Here is a 24,487-nt window from a genome sequence, read left to right as displayed (position 1 = left end):
AATATCTATGCCTTGTCATTATTGATTTGGTTGCGCCCAATCCGAATTTCTAATTAACACTAAACCTTGAGCATAATCTGCAGTAGAAGAGGTTTCATCGGTAATTTTCATTCCCGAGAGTAGGCTAAACAATCCAAAGCTTTTAATCAGTCTTTTTGATTTTCTGTAGGGAGAATCGATTTGATTCAAGTCAAAAAAAGTATTTGTATTGTTCTTGGTTAGTTGTTTAAATTCATTAATACCGCTATGGTAAAGAAGAAATGGATTATCGCAAGTAATACCTGATTTTGTATGCTCATTTTCACTTCGCAAAAAGAAAGGCAAAAATTTAGAAGGAGCAGACATATCGCTGTCCAAATACCTTGAGATAATTGTGTAGGTTTTGTTCTTAAAATTAACGTCTTCTTCAACCAAAGCACCAAAATCCTTTTTTCTATTTATTTCTTTTTGCAGTACATGAGCTTCTCCAAAATAGCCATAGATTTTTTCCTCTTTAAAATTATATCTTTCATATAAATATTTAAAGTTTAAGTACATTCTATTTTCTCTTGATGATGTTGTGTAGTCAGCAAGATTTTTTTGAATAAATAAAACATCTTCCGCAATATCCTTATTTTTTATATCGCCATTTGAAATCATTTTCGGGAGTCTTTCTTTCGCCCATTTAAGAAATAACGCTTCATCGTTTGGAAAAACATCAGAAAGCCCTAATTCTTTCAATAGAATTTTCAAGTGCTTTTGAGTTAGTTTTAGATTTTGAATTTTATCTATTCCGTAAACTTTTATTTGTCGATCGGGAGAATTAGATTGATTTAGGTTGTAAATCTCAATCCATTTACGTTTATAGTCGCGATTGTGATGTCCATGATAAACAATCCAACTGTTTAAAACGGAATCAATAAGAGTTTCCTCTCCTGATTCAAAATATTGATTTAGAAAATAAGCCTGACTGAAATCAATTTCTGCCAAATGTATTTTCATTTCAACTTTACGATTTAAATATTTAATTAAACTGATATCAATATCAATTGTCTCTTTTATTCCATGAAATTCTCCCAGTAAAATCAAGTCATTTTCAACTATATATTGGTCTAAATTAGCAAACGATAAATCCTGATTTTGATGGACTGATTCGTATAATTTTTTATTGTTTTTCCAATACTCCAAAGTTTCTTTTCCCGAATTTTTATCATAAGTCTTTAAAGAAAAACTATAAATCAGACCCAAGACGAGAATACAAACAAGAAATTTAATTCCTTTTTTTAATACTTTTTTCAATTGTAATGTTTAGAATATATAAAACGTCTATACTAGAAATAAAATAACTACAACCCTTTAAAACCAGCCTGTTTAAGACTATAAGCTGTTGCTTGGGAGGCTAATATAAGAAATATCTTCGCTAAAACTAATATTAAAGTCGTCCAAAAGGATTTGTCTGGAAGCAAGAAAAATTCAAACCGAAAAATAATTCGACAAAATCCGGAAAGCCGTAGTAAAAATCCAAACAGTAACTATACTTTAGCAAAAAAATTCGTCTAACAACCTATTACGTTTGTCAAGCATCAGAACCTTGACAGCGTATAAAAAACTAACATTTAAATACAATGAAATTAAAACAAATGCTTTTCGGAATATTTATTTTAGGCTTTTTATCATTCAGTTGTATTGAAAAAAAGACATTTGAATTTATTTACCCCAAACAGAATGGAGTTAAAATAAGCTTATTGTCGGATCATTTTAAAAAATTCAACAAAGAATGGAGGGGTTCCGATTATTATTACTCCGCTGAAAAAGATGGATTTGTATGCTCTGTTTTATTTTATAAACTTGACGAAGAAGAAAAACTTGCTCTGGTTGAAGTCCCTAAACTTGTACTTGGTAAAAAGTTTAAAGATGCAAACAAAGACTTTCCTGAAAACTCACCGGTATTTCCCTATTCCTATTTTAAAAATTACTCCAATTTGAAAAGTATGGAAACAAATGATAAAAGTTGGGGCGAAATGACTGATGATTTTATGTTTAGAGAAAACGAAATCAACATTGAGGGAACTAAATTTACTCAAAAGCACATGTATGGATACGCCATGTTTGGCAATGATTTATTTGTAAATGTTCATCTCTCAAAAATGAATTGTACTGAAGAGGATATTGTGGAAATGAAAGAGATTTTGAATTCTCTAAGAAAAGAATCTAAATAAAAAAAAAGCATCTTTCCAACAACAGTATAATTTCAAAACTTCAAAAATGCAGAAAAAAATACTCCTGTTATTGTTATTTAATTTCTTTTTCGGTGCGCTTGCTTTTTCTCAAAAATGCGATTGTGAAAAATACAATACGTTTATTGAACTTGCTAAAAAGCAAAATGCTGTTAAAAACTATAAAGAAGCCAATAAACTTTTTAAACAGGCTTTTGAAAATACGGATTTTGCATTGGGTACAGATTTGAATCTTGCCTTAAAAGTAGCGGACCAAACCGAAGACAAAATTTGGATGGAACAAATTGCAATAAAATTAGCAAAAGGAGGGATCCCATTACTCTTTTTTAAAAAATTTGAAAACTATAAGTGGTACAAACAGTTCAACGAGCAATTTCCGGAATATCAAAAATTGTATAACGCTAATTTTAATTTAAAATTTAAAGCAGATCTCATTGACTTAGAGAAATTTGATAAAGAAATCAATACCCATTACCACCAGTGGAGAACAAAAGAGCACGATTATGCAATTGAAATACTAGTTTCTGAAATGAAAGCAGTTTCCTTAAGATTCCAAAATATGGTCGAGAAATACGGCTTCCCGACAGAAAGAAAAGTGGGTTACAACTATGTCAGAAAAAATATTGAAGATCTGCCAACAGCAATATTATTAACACATATTTACCAAAGAGGTGAATTACTCTACAAAGACCAGCTGAAAGAATTAGTCTGTAATGGAAATTTAAGTCCTGGTTGCGCTCAACAGCTTCAAACTGTAAGAGGGTTTGGCAATAGTACCGGTATTGAACAAGAAATGGAAGTTAGAAAATTAAAATATAGAAAATAAAGAAGCTGCTAACAGTAACTCGATCAAATCGTCTTTTTATACCTTTATGCTTTAAGGGACAAAGAATTAAAATGTAGAAGTTTAAACTTAAAAATTAGAATTAACCAAATAAAAACAATTATTATTCATATTTTTAACAGTTAACTTGTAACATAATTAAGGTTTTACTATCTAATACCTCGTATTTAACAACCTTCTTAACAAATTAATTCATGGAAAATAATAGACGCGACTGGTTAAAAAAAATTAGTGTTGGTGTTGTTGGACTTGGACTCGTTCCGTTTGAAACATTTGCTTTACCCACAGATCATTTTCCTGAAAAAGAAAGCAAAGACACTCCTGTTAGATTAAGTTCAAACGAAAACCCTTATGGCCCGTCTAAAGCCGCAAAAACAGCCATGATCGAAAGCATAACTTTAAGCAACAGATACGGTTGGGAGCTTTCATCCGAATTAGTCAATTTATTAGGAGTAAAAAACAAGGTGAACCTCAACAATATTTTAATTAGCGCAGGTTCAACTGAAATTTTAGATTTAGTAAGCCAATTTGCAGCCTTACAAAAAGGCAATCTTGTTATTGCAGACCCAAGTTACGGATATTGGACGGATACTGCCGAAAAATTAGGGCTAACCAAAATCAAAGTTCCATTAACAGCAGACAAAAAAATTGATCTTCCTAAAATGCTAAGTTCAATTACTGCTGACACAAAGTTGGTTTATATCTGTAATCCAAACAATCCAACGGGAACCATTTGCGAAAGAAACGATTTAATACAATTCATATCTCAGGCCTCTAAAAACTCCATTGTTTTAGTCGATGAAGCCTATATTGATTTTACTGACCAAGAATCGGTAAGTCACTTGGTACTTGAAAATAAAAATGTAATAATTGCCAAAACTTTCTCAAAAGTATACGGATTAGCAGGCGCAAGAATAGGGTATGCCATTGCCAATTCGAGTACAATTGAAAAACTGAGCGAACTCCAAACCTGGGCTAATGGAGCTGTTAGCGTTGTTTCAACAGCAGCGGCGATAGCATCATTAAAAGATGAAAATTTTGTAAACGAAACAAAAGCATTAAATCAGAAAACCAGAGATTATACCATTGCGGAGTTAGAGAAATTAAACATTTCGTGTATTCACTCGAATTCCAATTTTATTTATTTCTCTTTAAAAAATTATAAAAAAGATTTTTTTCACCAGTTAGAAGTCAATAATATAATCGGTACCAAAATTTACGAAGAGGAGGGGAAGTGGTCCAGAATTACGATTGGCAAAAAGGAAGAAATGCAAAAATTTATCGCTTCATTGCAATAAATAAAACAGAAAAAAAATATTCCAGTTTACGCTCTACCAGATTAAACTGGAATATTTAATTTATCTATAATCAATAAACTGCACAATCTCCTCAATTGTTCGATCCGGTTGATCTTCCTGAATATAGGTTCTCGCGTTAGCAATTTCCACAAGTTTTGCATTTGGGAAAACAGCTTTTAAATTTTCTCCTAATTTTAAGGGAAAAAGTTTGAAATCCTGATTCCCCCAAAGTATCAACACCGGTTTTTCGAAGGTTCGCAATTTCTGAGCGGCTTCGATGGTATATTTTGGAGACCACGCTTTGGTAGCACTTGCAAAATTAGCTCTGACTCCTTTATCGCTAATAAAATTATTTAAGTATAAATTTGATAATTCCTGATCTGTTACTTTTAAAGATAACAATCCCATAATCAAATCCTTTTTCAGCAAAAATTTTAAAGAAAAGACACGACTTAACAAAAAAGTAAAACCCGGAACTCTCACGGCGTATTTTAGATATGCAAACTTCGCAGGCGGAAAAATAGCAAGGACTTCACAATTTGAAAACACCAGTTTCGATACTTTTTCAGGAAAAAGTGAAGCAAAAATCTGCACATAGGCACCCCCCGTATCATTTGAAACTACAATAATTTCGTTGATACCAAGATATTCCAGAAATTCATTGAGTAACATAGCAATTCCAATTGGTGTTAAATCAACATTGTCTGCTACCGCTAAATAATTCCCTCCAAGAGGCAAGTCAATGGCAATACATCTGTAATTTTGACTTAGAATTGGAATAACTTTCCTCCAGGTATTGGCATTAGATAAGGCACCGTGAACAAATAAAACCGGAATCCCATTTCCTTCATCAATGTATTGAATACCTCCTTTAATTTTTGCAGTATGTCTTTCGAAGACTGGCTTTAACGTCGGATCAACTTTAAAAGGTTCCTTAGCTTCAGTTGATAAATTGAAATCTGTGGTTGCTGTCATTTGTATACTCTATTGGTTTAATTTATACAAAGATGGCTTGAAGTAACCTGTTAAGAAATAGACAAATGTCTTCAAATTAAGTGCCGTTGCGCAACCTGCTTAAATGCCTTGGAGAAATACCTAAAAAAGAAGAGAGGTGTTTTAACGGAATGAATTTGATATATTTTGAATGGTTTGCTGCTAGTATTTCATAGCGCTCCTTAGCAGTTTGTTTTTGAAAGGAGATCGTTCTGTTTTCCTGATCAATATAGTGCTGTTCGGTTAGCCTCCTGCCTAAATTTTGCCATTCAAAACTATCCGCGTATAAAGAATATAACGCATCTCTTTCCAGAATGATTAGTTCTGTATCACATAATGCCTGGATATTTTCATAAGTTGCTTCTTGTGTTATAAAACTTGAATAAGCAGTAGTTAATTCATTTTCAAATGCAATACATTTAGTCGTTTCTTTCCCTTCAATATTACTATAATAGGACCTTAAAATACCACTTTTAATTAGCACTAGTTCAGTACATATTGCACCCTCTTTAATGAAGTACTCCTTCTTTTTTAAGAATTTTGTTTTGGTGATACCCTCTAATTTTTGAAGTTCAGTATCAGAAAGTAATTGCAAAGATTTTAGAAATTGTATCAACTGTATCGTTTTAAAATATTAACTCTGTTTTAACCCGTTGGCTGCAATGAATTATAACGCACAAAAACATCCTTAGTAAAGCCTAAAAAGAACGTTTTGTATAGACTAAATAGCAAAATTCCCTATCAAAATTACATAAAATTAATACAGGAAACCGGAGTAGATTAAAATTCCATTTTTTAATCTTTAAAAATACCAACTCAGCATCCTTTGCAAATCAAGATCCGGTAAACAAATCTGATCTCACTACTTGAGAGAGCTGGAGAGCACAATTTACATATTCATCCATAAACTAGATAAACACACTTATAAGTTTGATTTAAACAAAATTAGTCTGTTTGATAATTTCGCTCTGTAAATGCAATTATCGTAATAATAAAGAGTGTTTTGTTCTTTCCATAGTTTGTAAAACTGTAAATCTTAAGAAAGGACACTATTCAAAGTTAAAATGACACGACACAGTCCAAGCACTCTTGCACCATACCAAATAAAGTTAACTGGTATTTGTAACGTATGCTAATTGCAGCTTAAACCCGAAGTGAGGAAATTTCGAAGAAAACCACTCGAAATCTAAATCTTATTTCAAATGCTTATGAACTTGTATAAATTACGCTATCTTTTATTTTCTATTTTATTCGCCACTACTGCTTCTTACAGCCAGGTAACTTACGAGTTTTGTATGACGGGTAAGTATGGAAAAACTATTGTTTTGGACTTTAAAATTCACAACAATACTTCAGCTCCAATTACAGATTATGACTTTACTTTTAATTGGAAAGCTGTCTCAAATACTACAGTGTGGTCAGGATTAGACGTCATTCAAAATGGAGATAATGGTGTAGTTGAATTAAAAAAAACGACCTTCGGAAATGCTCTTCCCGCTGGCACAACTACATACAGTGTCACAATGGATTATGAATTAGGGATGTTTCCACCTGACGAAGGCATTTTAAACGGCAATCCCATTACAGGAATAAGTTGTTACACACCTCCTGCACATGAGAACTTTAAATGTGAAAGGAATTTTAGTGCTGCCTGTACGGTAAAACCAGTTGGCCCGGCTGCTCAGGAAATACGAATAGGTGAAGGATCAGTTTTTGCCTGGAATGCTCCAATACAGGTTTATATTCCCGAGAATCGGAAAGGTTGGGCTATTGCGATGGCGGTGTCCCATTCTTTATTTACAAACCTAATGGGATTTGATGCAATGAGTATCAATGCATACTTTGCTACTGCTATTCAGGAATCACAAGCAAGCTGTGAAGGAAGTCAGCTTATTGCCCCAAATTGGGTTACAAAGACATACCCCCATAATGACATCAATGCTCCTTTGTATTGTTATGATGCCAGTGGTGCTGTAGCTGTAGGGTATTTTCAACAAGAAATGGGAGGGAGCTGGACAGAGTTAAATACAAGCTATCCCTGTTTTATTCCACAAATTGATAAAAAAAGTTTTATAGGTACCCCAAATACAAGTTCGAGTTTTGAATTTCAATCGATTGTGAAAGCCTATCATGATTATCGAAATGTAGCGTATTGGCAATATGTTAAATGTTGGAATCCGATTGACTTTTTTAAAAAATCAAACGATCCTTATGCCGCTGTCAAAATAATTGGCATGGCTTATAATCAGGGCATGAATCATTCCTCATTTGAAGATCTTTTTGACAAAGACCGTTCAGCTGCTATCAGCGCAACAAACCTAATGGATCGAATTTCTCCATCTACACCTGCTGCAACCAATCGGCTTTATGCGGAACAAACCAACCGATTAACAAAAGTACTGGACAACAAAGTTGCTGACATCAATTGGACAGATGCCGCTGTTTTTGGCATCACCAATAAAACAGCACATAGTTTCAGAGGCTATTACGACGCTTTATTTGCGTGGAACGAAGTAGAGGAATACATAAAAAAAATAATGCCTTTTTACGCTTCTTTTGGCGTACAGGAACAAAACTTTATAAATACTATTAAGCCTGTTTTTGATCGAATTAATGGAGGAAATCCTATTTCTTTTAGGTATCAAATGTCAGCTGTAATAGAAGCAATAGTAACCTTTCTACCAGCTTTTGATCCTAAAAAAGGACTGGCTGAAGTATATGGCGGATCTGGTGCTAACAGCTGTTTTGCACCTACCGCCAGAATGGAAGGTTTTAATGCCACTTGTGGAAAAGAATTATCCTTAAAAGTCTATTTCTCCGGCAAAGCTCCTTATACATTCAGTTATAAAAAAACAGCCGTATCTCCGGAGATTAGTTTTCCGGATGTGACCACTTCGCAAAATCCGTATACCATACAATCAGTTAAAGAAGGCAGCTATGCACTTACTGCTGTGGCGGATGCCGTTAGCGCTGGTGAAGTCGTATGTAGCCCAATAGAATTAAAATATATTGGAGCTGTAGCAACTGCAAAATTAGTTAAATATGGAGGGAATTATTGTACTGGAAAAGGCTCCGGGATTCAGATTGAAATAACAAGTACGGAGCCAGGTCCTTTTATCCTCGAATATGAGATAAACGGAATATCACAGCCATCTGTAACCGCAACTACCAGCCCGTATACTCTTATTACAGCACCCGCTTCAAATGGAATTTATCGATTGACGAAAATCTCTGTTGCCGGATGCACTACTATATTAGACGATAAACTTACTATTACTACAACAGCAGCCAATCCGGTCCTGAATGCTACACTTTCTAAATATGCAGCCTCACCATCTTCTGGAGCAGACCCCGGTGTCCAGATTGAAATAAAAAGTACTGAAACCGGTCCTTTTTTAATCGAGTATGAATTAAACGGAGTACCGCAACCTACCGTAACAGCAAATAGTAGTCCTTACATTCTTATCCCTTCACCGGCTCCGGAAGGTACGTATCATTTGACAAAGATTTCCGCTTCAGGTTGTGATGCTTTATTAAACAACAGCCTTGTTATACCCCCAACAACTACCGGATCAAATTTGAGTGCTAAACTTGTTGCCTATGGTGCATCTATTTGTGCCGGTATCGGACCGGGTGTTATAGTTGAAATAAAAAGTACCAAGCCAGGCCCCTTTACAATAGAATACGAGATAAATGGAGTAGCGCAACCTGCAACAACTATAAATAAAAGTCCACATATACTTTTCAAATCACCAGCACCAATCGGTATTTATAGACTAACAAAAATTACTGCAGCAGGATTTGATACCGTATTAGATGAATCTCTAGATATCAATTCCAATGTAGCTACTCCGGATATAGTACTTTCTAAGGTTGACAGATCAACTTGTCAGGGAACAGGCACTGACATTCAGATTGAAATAAAAAGCACTGAACCGGGACCTTATATAATTGAATACAAACTAAACGGAATTTCGCAACCTCGGGTAACAATAACTAACACCCCACAGATCCTCGTTTCGTCTGCATCCATTGGTACCTACAAAATAACCAAAATTTTTATTTCGAATTGTACCTTTTCAATTAATAAGACTCTCACTATTGCTAAAAATAGCGGACTACCAACAGTTAAAATAGAAGGTAATTTCTTTTTCTGTTATCCGTATAAAACCGTTTTAAAGGCTGTAGCAAATTCATCATCAACACAAATTAAATCGTATCAATGGAAAAAAAATAATACAACTATTACTAATGCCAATAGTGATGCTTATATAGCAGACCAAATAGGGGAGTATACCGTTATGATTACAGACCAAAATGGTTGCGTGCTTACAGCGCCAATTGTCAAAGTAGAAGAGAAATGCAATAAGGCCATTTCAGATCCCGATCCGCTAACATTAGATTATCCAAAGTTTTTTACGCCAAATAATGATGGACAAAACGATACCTGGCACATCAAAAACTTTGATAATTTTAAAAATCCCGAAATAAGAATTTTTGACCGCTATGGTAAATTTATAATTCAATTGTCACAAGATTCTAATGGATGGGACGGTACCTCCAACAACACTCCTCTTACGGCCACAGATTATTGGTTTACAATGACGTACACTGACAAGGATGATCCATTGGCACGAAAAACGCTATACGGGCACTTTTCACTGAAACGTTAAAACACTTTCTTAAATAAATATTCTAAAGAGCAGCACCGTATTTGCAACAAAATAACTGCTTTATTTACAACCCTATTTTCTAAAACTACTGTGTTAGTAGTGAATAAAATTTAAAATAAAACTTGAATGATGTATTCACGATTTGTCTCTTATATTACCCTTCTACTGATCTCTGCACATTGCTTTTCGCAAGAAGGAATTCCGATCTACTCTGATTATTTATCCGACAATTACTATCTCATTCACCCTTCAATGGCAGGAGCAGCTAATTGTGATAAAATAAGATTAACCATTCGCAACCAATGGTTCGGTCACGAAGACGCTCCTGCATTTCAGACCTTGAGTTACAATACCCGATTTGACGAAAAATCGGCCGGAGGAATTATTCTTTTTAACGATAAAAACGGATACTATTCTCAAAAAGGAATCCAACTTACTTATGCACATCACATTATGTTTTCAAGGGACGCTATCGATTTGAATCAACTCTCTTTTGGAATAAGTGGCGGTATCACGCAAAGCCAGTTAGATGAAACTCACTTTCTGGATTCCGGTGTTACAGATCCGATTATTAAAGGAAACGTCGAAAGCGAAACACATGTCAATTTTGATATCGGAACTTCCTATAATTATCTGGACATGTATGTTCATCTGACTGCAAAAAATATTTTGGAAACCAAACAAAATAAGGATTCCAATCATGAAACAAGCAACCTAAGGAAATATCTTTTTAGTACCGGTTACATTTTTGGCAATTCAGATTGGTTATCATGGGAACCTTCTGTTATGTTTCAATTTACTGAAATGACAAAAGAAAAGACACTTGATGTAAATTTGAAAACGTACAAGAATTTTAGTGAAGGAATGCTGTGGGCCGGTTTGTCTTATCGTACCGGTTTAGATACCCAGCACCCGGTAAGTGGCACTTCAAAACAAAAATTACAATATTTGACACCTATTATCGGTATAAACTATAGAAACTTCCTGTTTGCCTACACGTATTCTTCCGTTTTTGGTAGTGTCAAATTTGACAATGGCGCTTATCACCAGCTTACATTAGGGGTGAATTTAGCTTGTAGAAAGGAGAAGTACGATTGTAATTGTCCCGCTGTAAACTAAGATTTTACAGCTTTGGCGAAGTGTAACACAAAGACAATCTACAAATAAAACGAAAGTCTTAGTAATAAATAAGAAAAACCTATCTCAGTAGTCTTTGACTTGATATAAAAACCTCCAAATTCATTTGATTTTGGAGGTTTTTTATATGTGAAATAACTTCATCATTAAACCAATAATCGCCCACGAAAACCTCTCGCTGCATAATAAGAATCAGCGCCATTATGGTAGACAAAAACAGTATTGTAGCGAAAATCAGAAAAAAGAGCACCGCCAAGCTTTCTGATATCGGGAGGCGTTATAATCCAGCTGGATGTTTTGGCGTCAAATTTTCCAAGTTTTTGCAGATCACGGTATTGTTCTTCGGTTAGGATTTCAATTCCCATTTCAGCAGCTTTATTAATAGCACTGTCTTTTGGTTTGTGCTCTTTACGTTTTTCCAAAGCTTCATGGTCGTAACAAAAGCTTCTGCGACCTTTTGGACTTTCTACTGAACAATCCACAAAAATGTATTGATCGGTCTCTTTATTATACCCCACAACATCCGGTTCCCCTTCAGTTCTTTCCATTTCATCCAATGACCAAATTTTGTCCGGATTAGCTTCTAATTTGGCTTGAATTTTATGCCATTCAAGACCTTCGTGGCGTTTGCTGTTATTCTCAAAGCGAGCTTCTAATACACTAAGCAACTGATCCTGTTGCTCAGCAGATAATTGGTTCTTTTTACTACTCATATTACTTTGTTTTGTTTTTTATGATCTTAAATGTCTTTTAATCCTTTTCCTTTTAGGATTTGGAGCATCGCTTTTTCTATTCGTACTTCTCTGGTTTTGGATTGTTTGGGCTGCGAAAAATAAAGCAGATACCCTCTTTGTCTTCCGGGAGTTAAGGCTTCAAAAGCTGTTTTTAAATCCGGAAGTTCTTCCAGTTTTTTCTGAAATTCTTCGGCAACGGCAAATTCTGTCGTTTTTTTAAAGGTAACTTGCAAACCGGCTCTTTCTATTTCAATTGCTTCATAAATATAAGCTTTAAGAGTCGCCTTTATTGCAGTAATGTCAGCTGTATTTGTGAATCGAATCTGGCGTGTGGCTTGCGTATTTTCCGATTGTTGAATGAGAATACTTGCTGTGTCTTTTAATAGAGCGCCTTTAAAAAACAGAAAAGCACAATATTCTTTAAAAGCATGTATCAATACGATATTGTTGCCTTTGTACGTATAACACGGAGAATCCCATTTTAGTTCTTCGGTCAACTGGCAATCAAGAGCAATATTTCTTAATTGCTCCTGTTCTTCCTGCCATTTTTTAGCTTCATCAAAATAAAAATCAACGTTTGGATTCATACCAATTGAATTTTAAAAACTAATTACACAATTGCTTTACGGTCTGCCGGTCTGAAATACCAGGATACGACTGTCAGTACAATCAATAAAACCGGACCAAAAAGTTCTTTGGCACTATCACCACAGTATAAATGAGAAAAAACCGCTCCCGACATAGCAAAGAAAAAGCCCGCATAAGCCCATTCTTTCAATAATGGAAATTTAGGGATCAGTATTGCAATTACACCCAAAATTTTCCAAACTCCCAAAAGAATTAAGAAATAAAGCGGATACCCCAGACGTTGTATCATTTCTGCTTCTTCTTTCATTTGTATCAATTGTACGATTCCTGTTGCAGTCATTCCCAAAGCAAGCCAAAGTGTGGCAACCCAATAGATAATTTTGTTTTTCTTAGTCATAATTATTTTAGTTTAGTTGGTTAACAATATCCTGTAATCTGTTGTGCGCCATATTGATCCCTTGGGCAAAAGGCAATTTCAGCATTTGATCTCTCAGCGCCACCGATTTGTAAATAATTTGCATCGTAAGTCTGCTGGTAGAATCCGTAATTTTTTCAAATTCTAAAAACTCTAACTGAGGAGGAAAGGGGCTGTTTTCCATTTCAAACGTACGTGTAATCCTCTCGTCAGGAAGAAACTCCTGAATTACGCCATTGGCCTGAAATACAACATTTCCCTTTGGGTCACTCGTTTCAAATTGCCAGCTGCCGTGTTTTCTATTTTCGAGCTTTATCACTTTTGTTCCCATCCATTGCGCTACAATTTCAGGTTCGATATACGCTTTAAAAAGCAATTCAAGCGGCAAATCGAATTCTCTCGTAATAAGTAGTTCCTGCTTGCCGTCTTCCGCATTAATTTTTGTTTTTCTTTCCATGAGGTTTATTTTTTATAATTTTTCATGATCTCTTCTAATTTATTAAAACGTTCGTCCCACATTTTTCTGAAGGGTTCAATGAAGTTGTCAATTTCCTTAATTTTCTCAGCGTTTAAGTGATAATGAATTTCTCTTCCACTTTGTGTCTGATGCAGCAACTCACATTCGTTAAGAATTTGAATGTGTTTTGAAATCGTTTGTCTTGAGGAATCAAAATTGGCTGCTATCGCTCCTGGAGTCATTGCCTGTGCAGCAACCAAACTTAGTATGGCTCTACGGGTCGGGTCGGCTATTGCCTGAAATACATCTCTTCTAATTTCCATTGCGCAGTTATTTGACTGCAAATATAGTGCAGTTATTTGACTGCGCAAATATTTTTGGACTTTTTTTTATTCTTTTTTCAAAATAACATCCTTAAGCACAACAAACTAAAGGAATTCTCATTTACAAAAAAAAGATTATCTAAACTGTTTAGGTTTCAGGTTTTGTGCAGCCAATACGGCAATTTCGTTGATTCGATTTTGTCTTGTTTCCGGTCGTTTAGCAGAAACTACCCAATACAGCAGCATCTTTTTTACAGACTTACTTAAACTCGTAAAATATTCTTTTGCGCCGGCATTCACTTCAAAAGCCGCTAACAAATCTTCGGGAACATGCAATTCTTCTACCTGATCCAGAATAGTCCAGGAACCATTCTGTTTTGCTCTTTCCACACTTTCAAGACCAGCCTCAGTCATAAGCCCTTCTGCAACGAGGCGTTCTATTTTTGCCTTGTTGATCTTAGACCAATTACTGGAAGGTTTGCGTCTGGTAAAAAACTGGATGAATTTATCCGAATCTACCGATTTTCGGGTACTGTCAATCCATCCAAAACACAGCGCTTCATCAACAGCATCGCTCCAGGTAATGGTGGGCACATTAGCCTGTTTTTTATAACAAACAAGCCAGATGGACTGCTTTACATTATGATTCTCTATCAGCCATGCTCTCCAGTCCTGGCTACTGGTTGGGTAAAAAGTTTCAATATCCTGCATTTGGTTTAGTAGTTAAATGGTATTTATTTAGATTATCGATTAATTACAAGATGGGGTATTTTTTTTTGCCACGAATTACTCGAATCTTCGCGAATTGTTTTTTTGCCACAGATTAAAAAGATTCGCACTGATTTTTTTTCACACACATTTGCTTCGCCTGTTCGCTATCGCTCGGGTAGCAGATAATAACAGAAACACTGCTGCGAAAATCCGCTTGATCCGCTAAATCTGCGTGCTATTTTATTTTGTCAGTACCAATCTAAACATCATTCTGGTAAACGGCAAAAAAAACTCCTTGAAGTAAGGAGTTTTTTCTTTTGTTGTTGTATTGGGTGTTCAGATTAAGCTGAACTTATATTTTTTTAAGCGTCAATTTCATTTCCTTACTGTCTAATATCAATTGATCTTCTGTTATAGTACTTTCGCACGGATATGGAGTTCCAGTTTCGTCTTTTATGACTAAACTTTTCCCACCTTTTGTCAAAGCATATGTCCCATCTGTTATTTCACTTTGCAAATATCCGGTTACATGTCCGTCTTTAGTAAACGTTAGATTCCCTTGTGTTAAAATTACATTTTTAGCTGAATCAGAAAGAGGCATTTTAGCTTCAACGGCAGTAATTTTCCAAGAATTAACCAGTTTGTTTCGACCTTTGCACGAAATCATTAATACGGCTAATAGTGTAATTCCTAAGATAAGTAATTTAGATTTTCTCATGGTTTTTGATTAATAAGTTAAACAGGAAACAAGTTACAAAAAAAATAAGTTCAAAATACTTAGAATCAATTATTTAAAAAAAGTTAGCTATATCTGGAGTTTTGTTATTAAAAGTTTAGGTTTAATTATCGTTCTATATTAAAAAGTAATAAATCACTAATCCGGCTAATTATTCCTACAAATGGGTTAGTTCAAAGTTAAAGCCCCAAGAATCTCTTCATACATAAAAGGGCCACCGGGATATTTGGCTGTATAATCTAAATTCAACCATACCTGACCACGTTCGTCGATGTGATAATGCAACTTTTGCTTGTAACTTTCCTTAACAAAAAGCACGTTTTTGATCAAATAATTGACTTTTTCCAAATCGATCAATGAACCAATTAAGATTTCGGGATAAATATGTCCCTTGGTATGAATCAATCGCGGAGTTCCTCCAATCGAACGTATTGCAGCAGCCATCAATATCGAATGATCATCACAATCACCCGAAAAATATTCTAAAGATTCACTCGCCGTTGCAATGTAATCTCCTTCTTTAGGATCGTTTACATAGTTCCATCGGCTGTTAATCTCTTTAAAAACAGCAAAACACTGAATCGTTGTTCTGTAGTCGGCATAGCCTTTTATGCCTTTAAAATGCTTCGTTGTGGCCATAACAGCAAAATTCCGAACTTTCGGATTCTGATATTCTATGGCATTTATAATTTTAGATTTGTTAGGAAACGGAAGCAATTTTGCCACGATAATATCCTGCGGAAAAGGATTATCCGACATCGTGTAAATCATCGAATTATAATCTTCCGAGATCTCTGTAAAACCATAATTACCAATGACAGTTCCGTAAAATAAAACCAGTAAATAAAGCGCAATGCAAATGATTATTATGGTTCGCAAAAGCATCAGTAGAAAGAAAATTGCAGTAAAAACAACTATAAACAGCAATACACGATCTAAATTAAAAGGCCATTTTAAATCGATGAAATTTTGATGCATAATGATAAAAATCGGAACGGTAATCAGCACACTCAACAGCATGATAATAATCCTGTCCCAAGGTGATTTCACCTGTAGCTTGGATTTTAACTGCGGAAAGTCGATTTTCGGGAATTTTATCATAAGAATCAAAAGCAGTTTTTTATAGTGCTTTTACCATTTCTACAAAAGTACTTTTTTTCTCAATAATTCCGAGATCAAATAATTGATTTTGAATTTTATTGAAGGCTTTTTCATCCAATTGTTTTTGGGACCATTGCGTAAGTTGCAACCAATCCTGAATGTCCTCGATTTTTTGATTAAAAAGTTCCGATAATGTCTGGTCTATATTGGGGATTTGTTTAAAATCGTAAGTTGTTTTATTGATGATTTCCAGTACTTTTTCAACTGTTTTAGAATTCTTTCTCAAAAACTCATCGCGAACCGTAATTACAAAAGAAGGCCATGGAGTAGGGCAGTCACCAACTCTTCTGAAAATTCCCTGGTCTACCAGAGGCTTTGTCATAAAATGTTCCCACATAAAATAGTCCGCTGATCCGTTTGTTAAAGCTTCTACAGCACCATCGATCGTATTTACAATTTCAAATTTCAAATCATCGGTTTTCCAGCCTTGCTCATTTGCGTTTACATAAGCCATAAGCTGCGATCCTGAACCCAATCTGGAAATAGCGGCTTTTTTATTTTTAAGGTCTTTTAACTCCTGAAAATCTGATTTGGCTGCTACGTGAATTCCCCAAATCAAAGGAGATTGCACATAAATCTGAACTATTTTAGCAGGATTGCCGGCCGCAATATCTTTTACAATTCCTTCGGTCAGGATAACGGCAATATCTGCCTCCTCATCCCGAAGCATTTGACACATTTTGCCAGTCCCTTCCGGGATATTTTTCCATTGCAAATCAATATTTTCTGCTTCAAACTCCCCATTTTCAATACACAATTGCCAAGGCAGATTGAAGTGTTCCGGAACACCTACTATTTTTACAGTTTTCATTATATTCAAAGTTAAATTGGGTATGCGTATGCTAATTTTAGTACTTCAGGCTTGATTGTACTAGTTTTTTAATAAATCGGCTCTGTGTTTTTCTGAAAGACAAGGCTCTGCAAATTCTATGACAGAAAGTGTTTCGTATTCACTCAACAAACTTTTGACGATAGCATAATCAATATCCTTCACTATTTCCACAGCAAAAAAGGTGTCATTTAAGCCTTCAGACAAACAATGAATTGCTTTTAATTTCTCTCTGATAATTTCTTTATCAAAATCTTTGTCTAAAATTACAACCTGCACAATTGAATTCCCAGAACTTTGCAATGTTTTTTTGTAAACCAAACGTTCTTCAGTTGTATCGTACTCTGCATAGAAAAGATCATCCGTTGCAATTAAAGGTCCAAAAAAAGGAATATTATCCAGTTTAAAATGTCCTTTCTCCAAGTCGATGATTTCAGCCCACATAGTCTCTACAATAGTATCCTCCAGATAATCACTGTAATATCTGAACAAGATTTTTTTATGCGTATTTTCCATTATTCAATTTCGTTTATTTCTGCTTTTAATGGTGAGATGACGATACGATACCCATCCGGATCCTGAAACATTTTCCCATTCTCATTCCAAAAAGGATTGCTTGCCGTTATGCTTACTATATTATGATTTAAAAGTCTGTCTATTAATTCAATATATGCTATAATAGTTTCCGGATAAAGCACAATAACATCATCTTCATCAAAGACATGTTTGGCTTTTGTCTCGGATTGTGTAAACTCAAAGTGCCAGTCCAAACCTGCTTTTCCGATAAAAACACCATCATAATTATTGTGATTTTGAAAACCGCCCAAGCGTTCAAACCCCAGAATATTGACATAAAAATGTTCTATTCTTTCCAGATTGTCGGTATGTCGCGCTACTCGTAAAGTCATAATTATACTTTAATAATTTTATCTTAAAACAAAGACTTAGTCTTTAATCTGTTTGATATGATGCTCTAAATGTTCCACATAATCAGTCATTAAAAATCTTAAATCAATAACAGATTGATCTGCTAATATGATTTTATATTCCAAAGCTTTTTCATTAACACTCTTAAATAGTCTGATGATTTGCTTATTTAAAGAAAGCCAAAGCTGTATCAGTTCCGGAAAATCCATCTCCTGATACTGGTTTATAACAACGAGATTATGCTGTTGATACGGTCGATGATAATACGGTTGTTCCAGATAATTTATTTCTGTGAAACGTACCAAATTATGAATCGCAGAATCTATTAAATGGCCTAAAATCTCTTTTTTAGACCATTTTCCAGTTCTTTTTGCCTCTAAAATCGAAATGTCAATTGTTGGAAAAGAAACAGCACTTTCGCCAAGCAATTGTTCAAATTTAAGAATTGTATACTGCATTTAGATCGTGCTTGAAAGTTTGTTTAGTGTGTAAGTAATCAATTCATCTACTGCTTTATACGGATCTTCACTAAAAGTTCCGGAGGCACGGTTGGCAATAATAGCATTTAAAGACAAAGCATTATGTCCTAAAAGAGCCGAAAGTCCATAAATAGCAGCCGTTTCCATTTCTAAATTGGTAATTCGGTGGTCATTAAAGTTAAAATTATCCATTTTAGCGTTTAATTCCTCATCTTGGATATTCAAACGTAAAACACGTCCCTGTGGGCCATAAAAACCACCTGCAGTAGCCGTAATTCCTTTGAATATTCGATCTGATTCGATCACTTTTTCTAATGCTTCCGAACAAGGAATCACATAAGGTCTTCCTTTTCTGTTATCCCAATTCGTATGCACTATAAAAGCATCCTCAAGCGCAACATTTGTAACTTCATCAATTAAATAGGAGCGAAGCATATTGTCCAATCCTAACCCGAATTTTGACATTACAAAACTGTCTACAGGAATATCAGCTTGTAAAGAACCCGAAGTTCCAATTCTGATGATGTTTAATGAAGTCAGCTTCTCTTTTGGCTGACGCGTTTCAAGATCGATATTTACTAAAGCATCCAATTCATTCAGAACAATGTCAATATTGTCCGGACCAATTCCGGTTGACATTACAGAAATTCTTTTTCCTTTGTAGATTCCGGTTTGCGTTTTAAATTCTCTTTTTTGAGTTGAAAATTCAATTGAATCAAAAAATTGAGTGATTTTTTCAACTCTGTTTTGGTCGCCAACAAAAATTATATCGTTGGCTATGTGTTCTGGGCGAAGATTTAAGTGGTAAACGCTTCCGTCCGGATTTAATATTAATTCTGATGCTTGTATCATTCTTCTTTAAGTTTCTGAGGCTCTTAGTCTCTGAGTTATTTTTGTTTCACGTTTTAGGTTTCAGGTTGTGTGACCTGAAATAAAGCTCCATAAGTTGGAATTTGGAAATTATCCCAATTACAATTAGTATTGGAATTTATCCCCCGACTCTTTTGGTTTTAAAGCCTTTTTCTTTTAGAATTGCCATTATTTTGTCACGATAATCACCCTGGATAATGATGGAGGCATCTTTGAAAGTACCGCCAACACTCAGTTTGGTCTTGATTTCTTTCGCCAGAATTTTAAAGTCTTCATCGCTTCCTTCGTAACCTTCGATTATGGTTGTTGCCTTTCCTTTTCGTTTTTCAAATTTGCAAATCATGGGCTCTTTTTGAATATAAAGCACATGATCCTCTTCCTGAACTTCTTCAGGCTCATTTGATTCGATATGATCCGGAAATAAATTCTTTAATTGATCTTGTAAATCCATAATATTTTTATTCTAAAAGGTAAATTCCAAAATTGTTTGTTTAAAAATTAAATTCCAAATCCCAAGTTTTGATAGTTTTGGAATTTGGAATTTAAAAAATGGAGATTTAAATGTTTTATTTTTTTATTAAACCTAAATCTACCAGACGTTCATACAGATAATCACCTGCTGTAATGTCTTCAAATTTCTTAGGATTCTCTGCATCAATACAGTTTTCTAAACAATCCAGACGCATATCGCTTACAGGATGCATAAAAAACGGAATTGAAAAACGAGAAGTTCCCCATAATTCTCTCGGTGGATTTACCACTTGATGAATCGTTGATTTTAATTTGTTATTGGTGTGTCTTGACAACATATCTCCAACATTGATTACCAATTGATCGTCTTCAGCGATAGCATCAATCCATTCGCCATCGTGATTTTGAACTTGTAATCCTTTTCCCTGAGCCCCCATCAAAAGGGTAATCAGGTTGATATCACCATGAGCTGCAGCACGAATAGCATTTTCAGGCTCAGTAGTAATTGGTGGATAATGAATAGGTCTTAAGATTGAATTTCCGTCTTTTGCATACTGATCAAAATAAAATTCATCTAAACCTAAATGCAAAGCCAGCGCTCTCAATACATAAACACCTGTTTTCTCAAGCATTTGGTACGCTTCTTTACCCACAACATTAAAACGTGGTAATTCTTTTACTTCTACATTGTCCGGATATTCCGAAGCGTATTTGGAATCTTGGTCAACATACTGACCAAAGTGCCAAAATTCTTTTAAATCTCCCTCTTTACGTCCTTTAGCATGCTCTTTTCCAAAAGAAACATAACCTCTTTGTCCGCCAATTCCGGGAATTTCATAATTATGCTTAGTTTCTACTGGTAAGGCGAAAAATTTTCGAATTTCGCCATAAAGTTCGTCTACCAACTGATCATCAAGAAAATGACCTTTTAGGGCTACGAAGCCAATGTTTTCAAATGCACTGCCGATTTCATTTACAAATTTTTGTTTACGTTTCGGGTCGTCCGAAAGGAAATCACGTAAGTCTACACTAGGAATGTTTTGCATACTTTACATTTTTTATTAAAAGATAAAAGACTATAGAAAGGTCTTTCAGTAACAAAGGTATATAATATTTTATATTTGAATTTTAAATTTTACTATAAAATTGATTTTTAGAACAATAATTTAACTACAGAACAAGGAATCTTATTTTTGATTTTTCTATAATTTAACAGCAGTTATAGTCCTAAAACATGTTAATAATTCCAAAAATATTCCCATTTGCAATAAAAAAATCCTATTTTTATAAAAAACAACATTATGAAAGTAGGTCTAATTGGATTCGGAAAAACAGGAAAAGCGGTAGCATCGGTAATTTTGCAAAACAAAAAATTCTCTCTTTCATGGGTTATGAAAAGGAGCCAAACGCTCGAAAACAGAACTGCCGCAGAATACCTCGGAATTGACTCGGAGGAAACAGGGAAAATATACTCAACAGCATCAACTTCTATTACTGAACTACTCGATAATCAGCCCGTTGATGTTATAATTGATTTTTCATCCAACTCCGGGATCTATGCGTACGGAGAGGCTGCAAGTGAGCGAAAAATAAAAATTATTTCAGCAATATCTCATTACACCAATAAGGAGAAAGACTATCTAAAATCGCTTTCCAACCTTACAACCGTCTTTTGGAGTCCAAATATTACCTTGGGGGTAAATTATTTGCTTTTTGCCTCCAAATTTTTAAAGAAAATCGCTCCTTGGGTTGACATTGAAATCATCGAAGAACATTTTAAAGGTAAAGACGGCATCTCAGGAACCGCCATAAAAATTGCCGAAGCACTTGATCTCGAAAAAGAAGACATTAACTCGGTTCGTGCAGGTGGAATAGTAGGCAAACATGAAGTTGTGTTTGGATTTCCGTTTCAGACCGTAAGACTTGTACATGAAAGTATTTCACGCGAAGCTTTTGGAAGCGGTGTCATATTTGTAGCCGAAAATCTGGTAGATAAAAAGGAAGGTCTGTTTAATTTTGAGGATATACTTTCACCTTATTTTGCGGTATAAATTAAATTTGAAGCGCATTTAGGCAAAATTGTTTTCTTCAAAATATTTAATTTTTGAATAGCCGTTGGCTTTAACCAACGGAATAAAAAAGGTATTAATACAGGCTTTAGCTAAAACTATACTCTTAAGATTTTTGGCTAAAGCCTTTTTGATCAATTATACTTGACCGTTTGATAAAACCAACGGCAATTAAAAAAGGCATTCATCCATCATTAAACTACAGGTTATCAAAAAAAGTCTCACGCAGATTTAGCAGAATGAAATAAAAAAAATCCCCAAAATCTGCAAAATCTGCGTGAAAAAATAGCCTAACTTACTGACTAACCGATCCAATTTTCGACAAAGATTGACGCTTTTCTTTGCGGAATCTCTTGTGCGATTTCTCCTTCGTCGAAAGGACAAACAGAGCAAGATTCTAGAAAATCAAATTCTAAAACTAACCCTGATTTATTCTTTAAATCAAATTAAATCGTATGTAGCTATTTTTTCCTATTTTTAATGTTACAAATTCATAATTTTCATGGTGTTAATTATCTAACAAATAATGTTAAAATTGTTATATTTTTATATATTTGAAAATTATAAAAAACAACCAAATGATCTTCAACAGACAAGAACTAACCGATTCACAGCTTTTAGATTTATATAAAAAAATATTAAAACCCCGTTTAATAGAAGAAAAGATGCTTATCTTAATTCGGCAGGGAAAAGTGTCCAAATGGTTCTCCGGAATAGGGCAGGAGGCAATAGCCGTGGGTGTTACAGCCATTCTTGATGAAACGGAATACATATTGCCTATGCACAGAAATCTGGGTGTTTTTACCACTAGAAACATTCCATTATACCGCTTATTTTCACAATGGCAAGGAAAAGCAAATGGCTTTACAAAAGGTAGAGATCGTAGCTTCCATTTTGGAACACAGGACTATAATATTATTGGAATGATCTCGCATCTGGGTCCACAACTGGGAATTGCAGATGGAATCGCTTTAGCGGACAAACTTAAAGATAACAAAAAAATAACAGCCGTTTTTACCGGTGAGGGCGCTACCAGTGAAGGAGATTTTCACGAAGCCTTAAATATTGCCTCAGTTTGGAAATTGCCGGTAATGTTTGTCATAGAAAACAATGGTTACGGACTTTCGACACCAACAAACGAGCAGTATTATTGCGAAAATCTAGCCGACAAAGGTATTGGTTACGGTATGGAAAGCCACATTATAGACGGAAATAATATACTGGAAGTATATAATAAACTGGCGCAACTAAAAGCAGAAATGCAAGAGAACCCGCATCCGGTTTTACTGGAATTCAAAACATTCCGAATGCGTGGCCATGAAGAGGCGAGTGGTACCAAATACGTTCCTCAGGAATTAATGGACGAATGGGCCGCTAAAGATCCTGTTGCGAATTACAGAAATTATTTAACAGAGACAGGAGTTTTAACAACCGAATTTGATGAAGCTTTACGCAGTGAAATAAAAAAAGAAATTGATGACAATTTAGTGCTTGCAAATGCGGAGCCTGAAATCATTCCTACCTATGCCGGTGAATTAGATGATGTTTACAAACCTTATCAACATGAGGAAGTTAATCCATCTGCATCATCAGAAAATATTCGTTTTATTGACGCCATACGCAATGGTTTGAATGAGTCTATGCAACGCCATAAAAATCTGGTGATCATGGGACAAGATATCGCAGAATATGGTGGTGCCTTTAAAATCACAGACGGATTTGTTGAACTTTACGGAAAAGACCGCGTTCGCAATACTCCAATTTGTGAAAGTGCTGTAGTTTCAGCCGGAATGGGACTGTCTATAAACGGTTATAAAGCGATTGTAGAGATGCAATTTGCCGATTTTGTTTCGACAGGTTTTAATCCTATTGTCAATCTATTGGCTAAATCTCATTATCGTTGGGGCGAAAATGCCGATGTTGTGGTTCGTATGCCTTGCGGTGGCGGAACTCAGGCTGGTCCATTTCACTCTCAAACAAATGAAGCCTGGTTCACCAAAACACCTGGTTTAAAAGTCGTTTATCCTGCGTTCCCATATGACGCTAAAGGATTGTTAAACACCTCAATAAACGACCCTAATCCGGTTTTATTTTTCGAACACAAACAATTGTATCGTAGTGTTTACCAAGATGTTCCAACCGATTATTACACCATTCCGTTTGGAAAAGCAGCCTTGTTAAAAGAAGGAAATGCAGTAACCATTATCTCATTTGGAGCAGCGGTACACTGGGCATTAGAAACTTTAACCAAAAACCCTGAAATACAAGCCGATTTAATCGATTTAAGAACATTACAACCTTTAGATACCGAAACCATTTTTGCATCGGTTAGAAAAACAGGAAAAGTAATTATTTATCAGGAAGATACTATGTTTGGTGGAATTGCCAGTGATATTTCAGCTTTAATTATGGAAGAATGTTTTGAATCTTTGGACGCTCCGGTTAAAAGAGTAGCCAGTTTAGATTCTCCTATTCCGTTTACAAAAGCACTCGAAGATCAGTTTTTACCAAAAAGTCGTTTTGAAGAAGTTTTATTGGAATTATTAAAATATTAAA

The 24,487-nt window shown here is 34.9% G+C and carries 25 protein-coding genes; 7 read left to right on the top strand and 18 right to left on the bottom strand.

The genetic code is table 11. From position 1 onward, the window contains the following. Window positions 1-18 precede the first annotated feature (18 nt). Complete coding sequence (locus tag LNP23_RS15990; RefSeq protein WP_230001942.1) at window positions 19-1,278, bottom strand: TraB/GumN family protein; 1,260 nt, start codon at window positions 1,276-1,278, stop codon at window positions 19-21. Between the two features lie 326 nt (window positions 1,279-1,604). Between LNP23_RS15990 and LNP23_RS15985 the strand changes: the two genes are divergently transcribed. From LNP23_RS15985 to LNP23_RS15975, 3 genes are all read left to right on the top strand, one after another. After that, complete coding sequence (locus LNP23_RS15985; RefSeq protein ID WP_230001941.1) at window positions 1,605-2,198, top strand: hypothetical protein; 594 nt, start codon at window positions 1,605-1,607, stop codon at window positions 2,196-2,198. Window positions 2,199-2,244: 46 nt separating this feature from the next. Then, complete coding sequence (locus LNP23_RS15980) at window positions 2,245-3,042, top strand: hypothetical protein (protein WP_230001940.1); 798 nt, start codon at window positions 2,245-2,247, stop codon at window positions 3,040-3,042. Window positions 3,043-3,254: 212 nt separating this feature from the next. Next, window positions 3,255-4,358: a pyridoxal phosphate-dependent aminotransferase gene (locus LNP23_RS15975; RefSeq protein WP_230001939.1), complete on the top strand. Its 1,104-nt coding sequence runs from the start codon at window positions 3,255-3,257 to the stop codon at window positions 4,356-4,358. Between the two features lie 60 nt (window positions 4,359-4,418). Here LNP23_RS15975 and LNP23_RS15970 read toward each other — a convergent pair whose 3' ends face one another. Next, window positions 4,419-5,333: an alpha/beta fold hydrolase gene (locus tag LNP23_RS15970; protein ID WP_230001938.1), complete on the bottom strand. Its 915-nt coding sequence runs from the start codon at window positions 5,331-5,333 to the stop codon at window positions 4,419-4,421. A gap of 76 nt (window positions 5,334-5,409) precedes the next feature. Next, a complete protein-coding gene (locus LNP23_RS15965; protein WP_230001937.1) occupies window positions 5,410-5,967 on the bottom strand; it encodes a Crp/Fnr family transcriptional regulator in 558 nt (185 codons plus the stop codon). A gap of 592 nt (window positions 5,968-6,559) precedes the next feature. Between LNP23_RS15965 and LNP23_RS15960 the strand changes: the two genes are divergently transcribed. Next, on the top strand, window positions 6,560-10,024 hold the full coding sequence (locus tag LNP23_RS15960) for a T9SS type B sorting domain-containing protein (RefSeq protein ID WP_230001936.1): 3,465 nt from the start codon (window positions 6,560-6,562) through the stop codon (window positions 10,022-10,024). Between the two features lie 129 nt (window positions 10,025-10,153). Continuing rightward, window positions 10,154-11,143 (top strand): PorP/SprF family type IX secretion system membrane protein, encoded by a 990-nt coding sequence (locus LNP23_RS15955; protein ID WP_230005164.1) that lies wholly within the window; start codon window positions 10,154-10,156, stop codon window positions 11,141-11,143. A gap of 164 nt (window positions 11,144-11,307) precedes the next feature. Here the strand turns inward: LNP23_RS15955 and LNP23_RS15950 are convergent, their stop codons facing one another. From LNP23_RS15950 to LNP23_RS15880, 15 genes are all read right to left on the bottom strand, one after another. After that, the gene (locus LNP23_RS15950) at window positions 11,308-11,874 is read right to left on the bottom strand and encodes a DUF4256 domain-containing protein (protein WP_230001935.1); all 567 of its coding nucleotides are present in this window, start codon (window positions 11,872-11,874) and stop codon (window positions 11,308-11,310) included. Between the two features lie 26 nt (window positions 11,875-11,900). Next, window positions 11,901-12,482 (bottom strand): YdeI/OmpD-associated family protein, encoded by a 582-nt coding sequence (locus LNP23_RS15945; RefSeq protein WP_230001934.1) that lies wholly within the window; start codon window positions 12,480-12,482, stop codon window positions 11,901-11,903. 23 nt (window positions 12,483-12,505) lie between these two features. Beyond that, window positions 12,506-12,880: a DoxX family protein gene (locus tag LNP23_RS15940; RefSeq protein WP_230001933.1), complete on the bottom strand. Its 375-nt coding sequence runs from the start codon at window positions 12,878-12,880 to the stop codon at window positions 12,506-12,508. A 7-nt stretch (window positions 12,881-12,887) separates the two neighbouring features. Next, window positions 12,888-13,355: an SRPBCC family protein gene (locus tag LNP23_RS15935; RefSeq protein WP_047775174.1), complete on the bottom strand. Its 468-nt coding sequence runs from the start codon at window positions 13,353-13,355 to the stop codon at window positions 12,888-12,890. A gap of 5 nt (window positions 13,356-13,360) precedes the next feature. Beyond that, the gene (locus LNP23_RS15930) at window positions 13,361-13,678 is read right to left on the bottom strand and encodes an ArsR/SmtB family transcription factor (RefSeq protein WP_047775173.1); all 318 of its coding nucleotides are present in this window, start codon (window positions 13,676-13,678) and stop codon (window positions 13,361-13,363) included. A 135-nt stretch (window positions 13,679-13,813) separates the two neighbouring features. Next, on the bottom strand, window positions 13,814-14,389 hold the full coding sequence (locus LNP23_RS15925) for a YdeI/OmpD-associated family protein (RefSeq protein WP_230001932.1): 576 nt from the start codon (window positions 14,387-14,389) through the stop codon (window positions 13,814-13,816). A gap of 352 nt (window positions 14,390-14,741) precedes the next feature. Then, window positions 14,742-15,107, bottom strand: coding sequence for a hypothetical protein (locus LNP23_RS15920; RefSeq protein ID WP_047775167.1), 366 nt, complete (start codon window positions 15,105-15,107; stop codon window positions 14,742-14,744). A 186-nt stretch (window positions 15,108-15,293) separates the two neighbouring features. Further along, window positions 15,294-16,226 carry a hypothetical protein gene (locus tag LNP23_RS15915; protein WP_047775165.1) on the bottom strand — a complete coding sequence of 311 codons (933 nt, stop codon included), beginning with the start codon at window positions 16,224-16,226 and terminating at the stop codon, window positions 15,294-15,296. A 19-nt stretch (window positions 16,227-16,245) separates the two neighbouring features. Next, the gene (locus LNP23_RS15910) at window positions 16,246-17,097 is read right to left on the bottom strand and encodes a substrate-binding domain-containing protein (protein ID WP_230001931.1); all 852 of its coding nucleotides are present in this window, start codon (window positions 17,095-17,097) and stop codon (window positions 16,246-16,248) included. Between the two features lie 60 nt (window positions 17,098-17,157). Next, window positions 17,158-17,631, bottom strand: coding sequence for a DUF4265 domain-containing protein (locus tag LNP23_RS15905; protein ID WP_230001930.1), 474 nt, complete (start codon window positions 17,629-17,631; stop codon window positions 17,158-17,160). Then, a complete protein-coding gene (locus LNP23_RS15900) occupies window positions 17,631-18,023 on the bottom strand; it encodes a VOC family protein (RefSeq protein WP_230001929.1) in 393 nt (130 codons plus the stop codon). The genes LNP23_RS15905 and LNP23_RS15900 overlap by 1 nt, the downstream gene beginning before the upstream one ends. 36 nt (window positions 18,024-18,059) lie before the next feature. Beyond that, window positions 18,060-18,500 carry a DinB family protein gene (locus LNP23_RS15895; RefSeq protein WP_230001928.1) on the bottom strand — a complete coding sequence of 147 codons (441 nt, stop codon included), beginning with the start codon at window positions 18,498-18,500 and terminating at the stop codon, window positions 18,060-18,062. Further along, window positions 18,501-19,373: a nucleoside phosphorylase gene (locus tag LNP23_RS15890; RefSeq protein ID WP_230001927.1), complete on the bottom strand. Its 873-nt coding sequence runs from the start codon at window positions 19,371-19,373 to the stop codon at window positions 18,501-18,503. It abuts the gene before it with no gap. 136 nt (window positions 19,374-19,509) lie between these two features. Beyond that, window positions 19,510-19,842, bottom strand: a complete 333-nt coding sequence (locus tag LNP23_RS15885; RefSeq protein ID WP_047775153.1) for a translation initiation factor — start codon at window positions 19,840-19,842, stop codon at window positions 19,510-19,512. Window positions 19,843-19,957: 115 nt separating this feature from the next. Then, the gene (locus tag LNP23_RS15880) at window positions 19,958-20,908 is read right to left on the bottom strand and encodes an isopenicillin N synthase family dioxygenase (protein ID WP_047775151.1); all 951 of its coding nucleotides are present in this window, start codon (window positions 20,906-20,908) and stop codon (window positions 19,958-19,960) included. Between the two features lie 255 nt (window positions 20,909-21,163). Here LNP23_RS15880 and LNP23_RS15875 point away from each other — a divergent pair, with 255 nt between their 5' ends. Together LNP23_RS15875 and LNP23_RS15870 are read left to right on the top strand one after the other, a co-directional pair. After that, entirely contained in the window at window positions 21,164-21,913 is a 750-nt protein-coding gene (locus LNP23_RS15875) for a 4-hydroxy-tetrahydrodipicolinate reductase (protein WP_047775149.1), read from the top strand. A 596-nt stretch (window positions 21,914-22,509) separates the two neighbouring features. Then, window positions 22,510-24,486, top strand: coding sequence for an alpha-ketoacid dehydrogenase subunit alpha/beta (locus LNP23_RS15870; protein WP_230001926.1), 1,977 nt, complete (start codon window positions 22,510-22,512; stop codon window positions 24,484-24,486). The last annotated feature ends 1 nt before the right edge of the window (window position 24,487 follow it).

The organism is Flavobacterium cupriresistens (assembly GCF_020911925.1).
GTDB lineage: Bacteria > Bacteroidota > Bacteroidia > Flavobacteriales > Flavobacteriaceae > Flavobacterium > Flavobacterium cupriresistens.
Note: the sequence above shows the minus strand (reverse complement) of the source record. Positions and strands in the feature narration are given on the sequence as shown.

Coding starts and splice junctions, on each gene's coding strand:
- LNP23_RS15875 (WP_047775149.1), top strand. CDS start 21,164: ATGAAAGTAGGTCTAATTGGATTCGGAAAAACAGGAAAAGCGGTAGCA.
- LNP23_RS15940 (WP_230001933.1), bottom strand. CDS start 12,880: ATGACTAAGAAAAACAAAATTATCTATTGGGTTGCCACACTTTGGCTT.
- LNP23_RS15880 (WP_047775151.1), bottom strand. CDS start 20,908: ATGCAAAACATTCCTAGTGTAGACTTACGTGATTTCCTTTCGGACGAC.
- LNP23_RS15910 (WP_230001931.1), bottom strand. CDS start 17,097: ATGAAAACTGTAAAAATAGTAGGTGTTCCGGAACACTTCAATCTGCCT.
- LNP23_RS15870 (WP_230001926.1), top strand. CDS start 22,510: ATGATCTTCAACAGACAAGAACTAACCGATTCACAGCTTTTAGATTTA.
- LNP23_RS15890 (WP_230001927.1), bottom strand. CDS start 19,373: ATGATACAAGCATCAGAATTAATATTAAATCCGGACGGAAGCGTTTAC.
- LNP23_RS15920 (WP_047775167.1), bottom strand. CDS start 15,107: ATGAGAAAATCTAAATTACTTATCTTAGGAATTACACTATTAGCCGTA.
- LNP23_RS15930 (WP_047775173.1), bottom strand. CDS start 13,678: ATGGAAATTAGAAGAGATGTATTTCAGGCAATAGCCGACCCGACCCGT.
- LNP23_RS15945 (WP_230001934.1), bottom strand. CDS start 12,482: ATGAATCCAAACGTTGATTTTTATTTTGATGAAGCTAAAAAATGGCAG.
- LNP23_RS15900 (WP_230001929.1), bottom strand. CDS start 18,023: ATGACTTTACGAGTAGCGCGACATACCGACAATCTGGAAAGAATAGAA.
- LNP23_RS15970 (WP_230001938.1), bottom strand. CDS start 5,333: ATGACAGCAACCACAGATTTCAATTTATCAACTGAAGCTAAGGAACCT.
- LNP23_RS15955 (WP_230005164.1), top strand. CDS start 10,154: ATGTATTCACGATTTGTCTCTTATATTACCCTTCTACTGATCTCTGCA.
- LNP23_RS15950 (WP_230001935.1), bottom strand. CDS start 11,874: ATGAGTAGTAAAAAGAACCAATTATCTGCTGAGCAACAGGATCAGTTG.
- LNP23_RS15975 (WP_230001939.1), top strand. CDS start 3,255: ATGGAAAATAATAGACGCGACTGGTTAAAAAAAATTAGTGTTGGTGTT.
- LNP23_RS15925 (WP_230001932.1), bottom strand. CDS start 14,389: ATGCAGGATATTGAAACTTTTTACCCAACCAGTAGCCAGGACTGGAGA.
- LNP23_RS15895 (WP_230001928.1), bottom strand. CDS start 18,500: ATGCAGTATACAATTCTTAAATTTGAACAATTGCTTGGCGAAAGTGCT.
- LNP23_RS15985 (WP_230001941.1), top strand. CDS start 1,605: ATGAAATTAAAACAAATGCTTTTCGGAATATTTATTTTAGGCTTTTTA.
- LNP23_RS15935 (WP_047775174.1), bottom strand. CDS start 13,355: ATGGAAAGAAAAACAAAAATTAATGCGGAAGACGGCAAGCAGGAACTA.
- LNP23_RS15915 (WP_047775165.1), bottom strand. CDS start 16,226: ATGATAAAATTCCCGAAAATCGACTTTCCGCAGTTAAAATCCAAGCTA.
- LNP23_RS15980 (WP_230001940.1), top strand. CDS start 2,245: ATGCAGAAAAAAATACTCCTGTTATTGTTATTTAATTTCTTTTTCGGT.
- LNP23_RS15905 (WP_230001930.1), bottom strand. CDS start 17,631: ATGGAAAATACGCATAAAAAAATCTTGTTCAGATATTACAGTGATTAT.
- LNP23_RS15960 (WP_230001936.1), top strand. CDS start 6,560: ATGAACTTGTATAAATTACGCTATCTTTTATTTTCTATTTTATTCGCC.
- LNP23_RS15885 (WP_047775153.1), bottom strand. CDS start 19,842: ATGGATTTACAAGATCAATTAAAGAATTTATTTCCGGATCATATCGAA.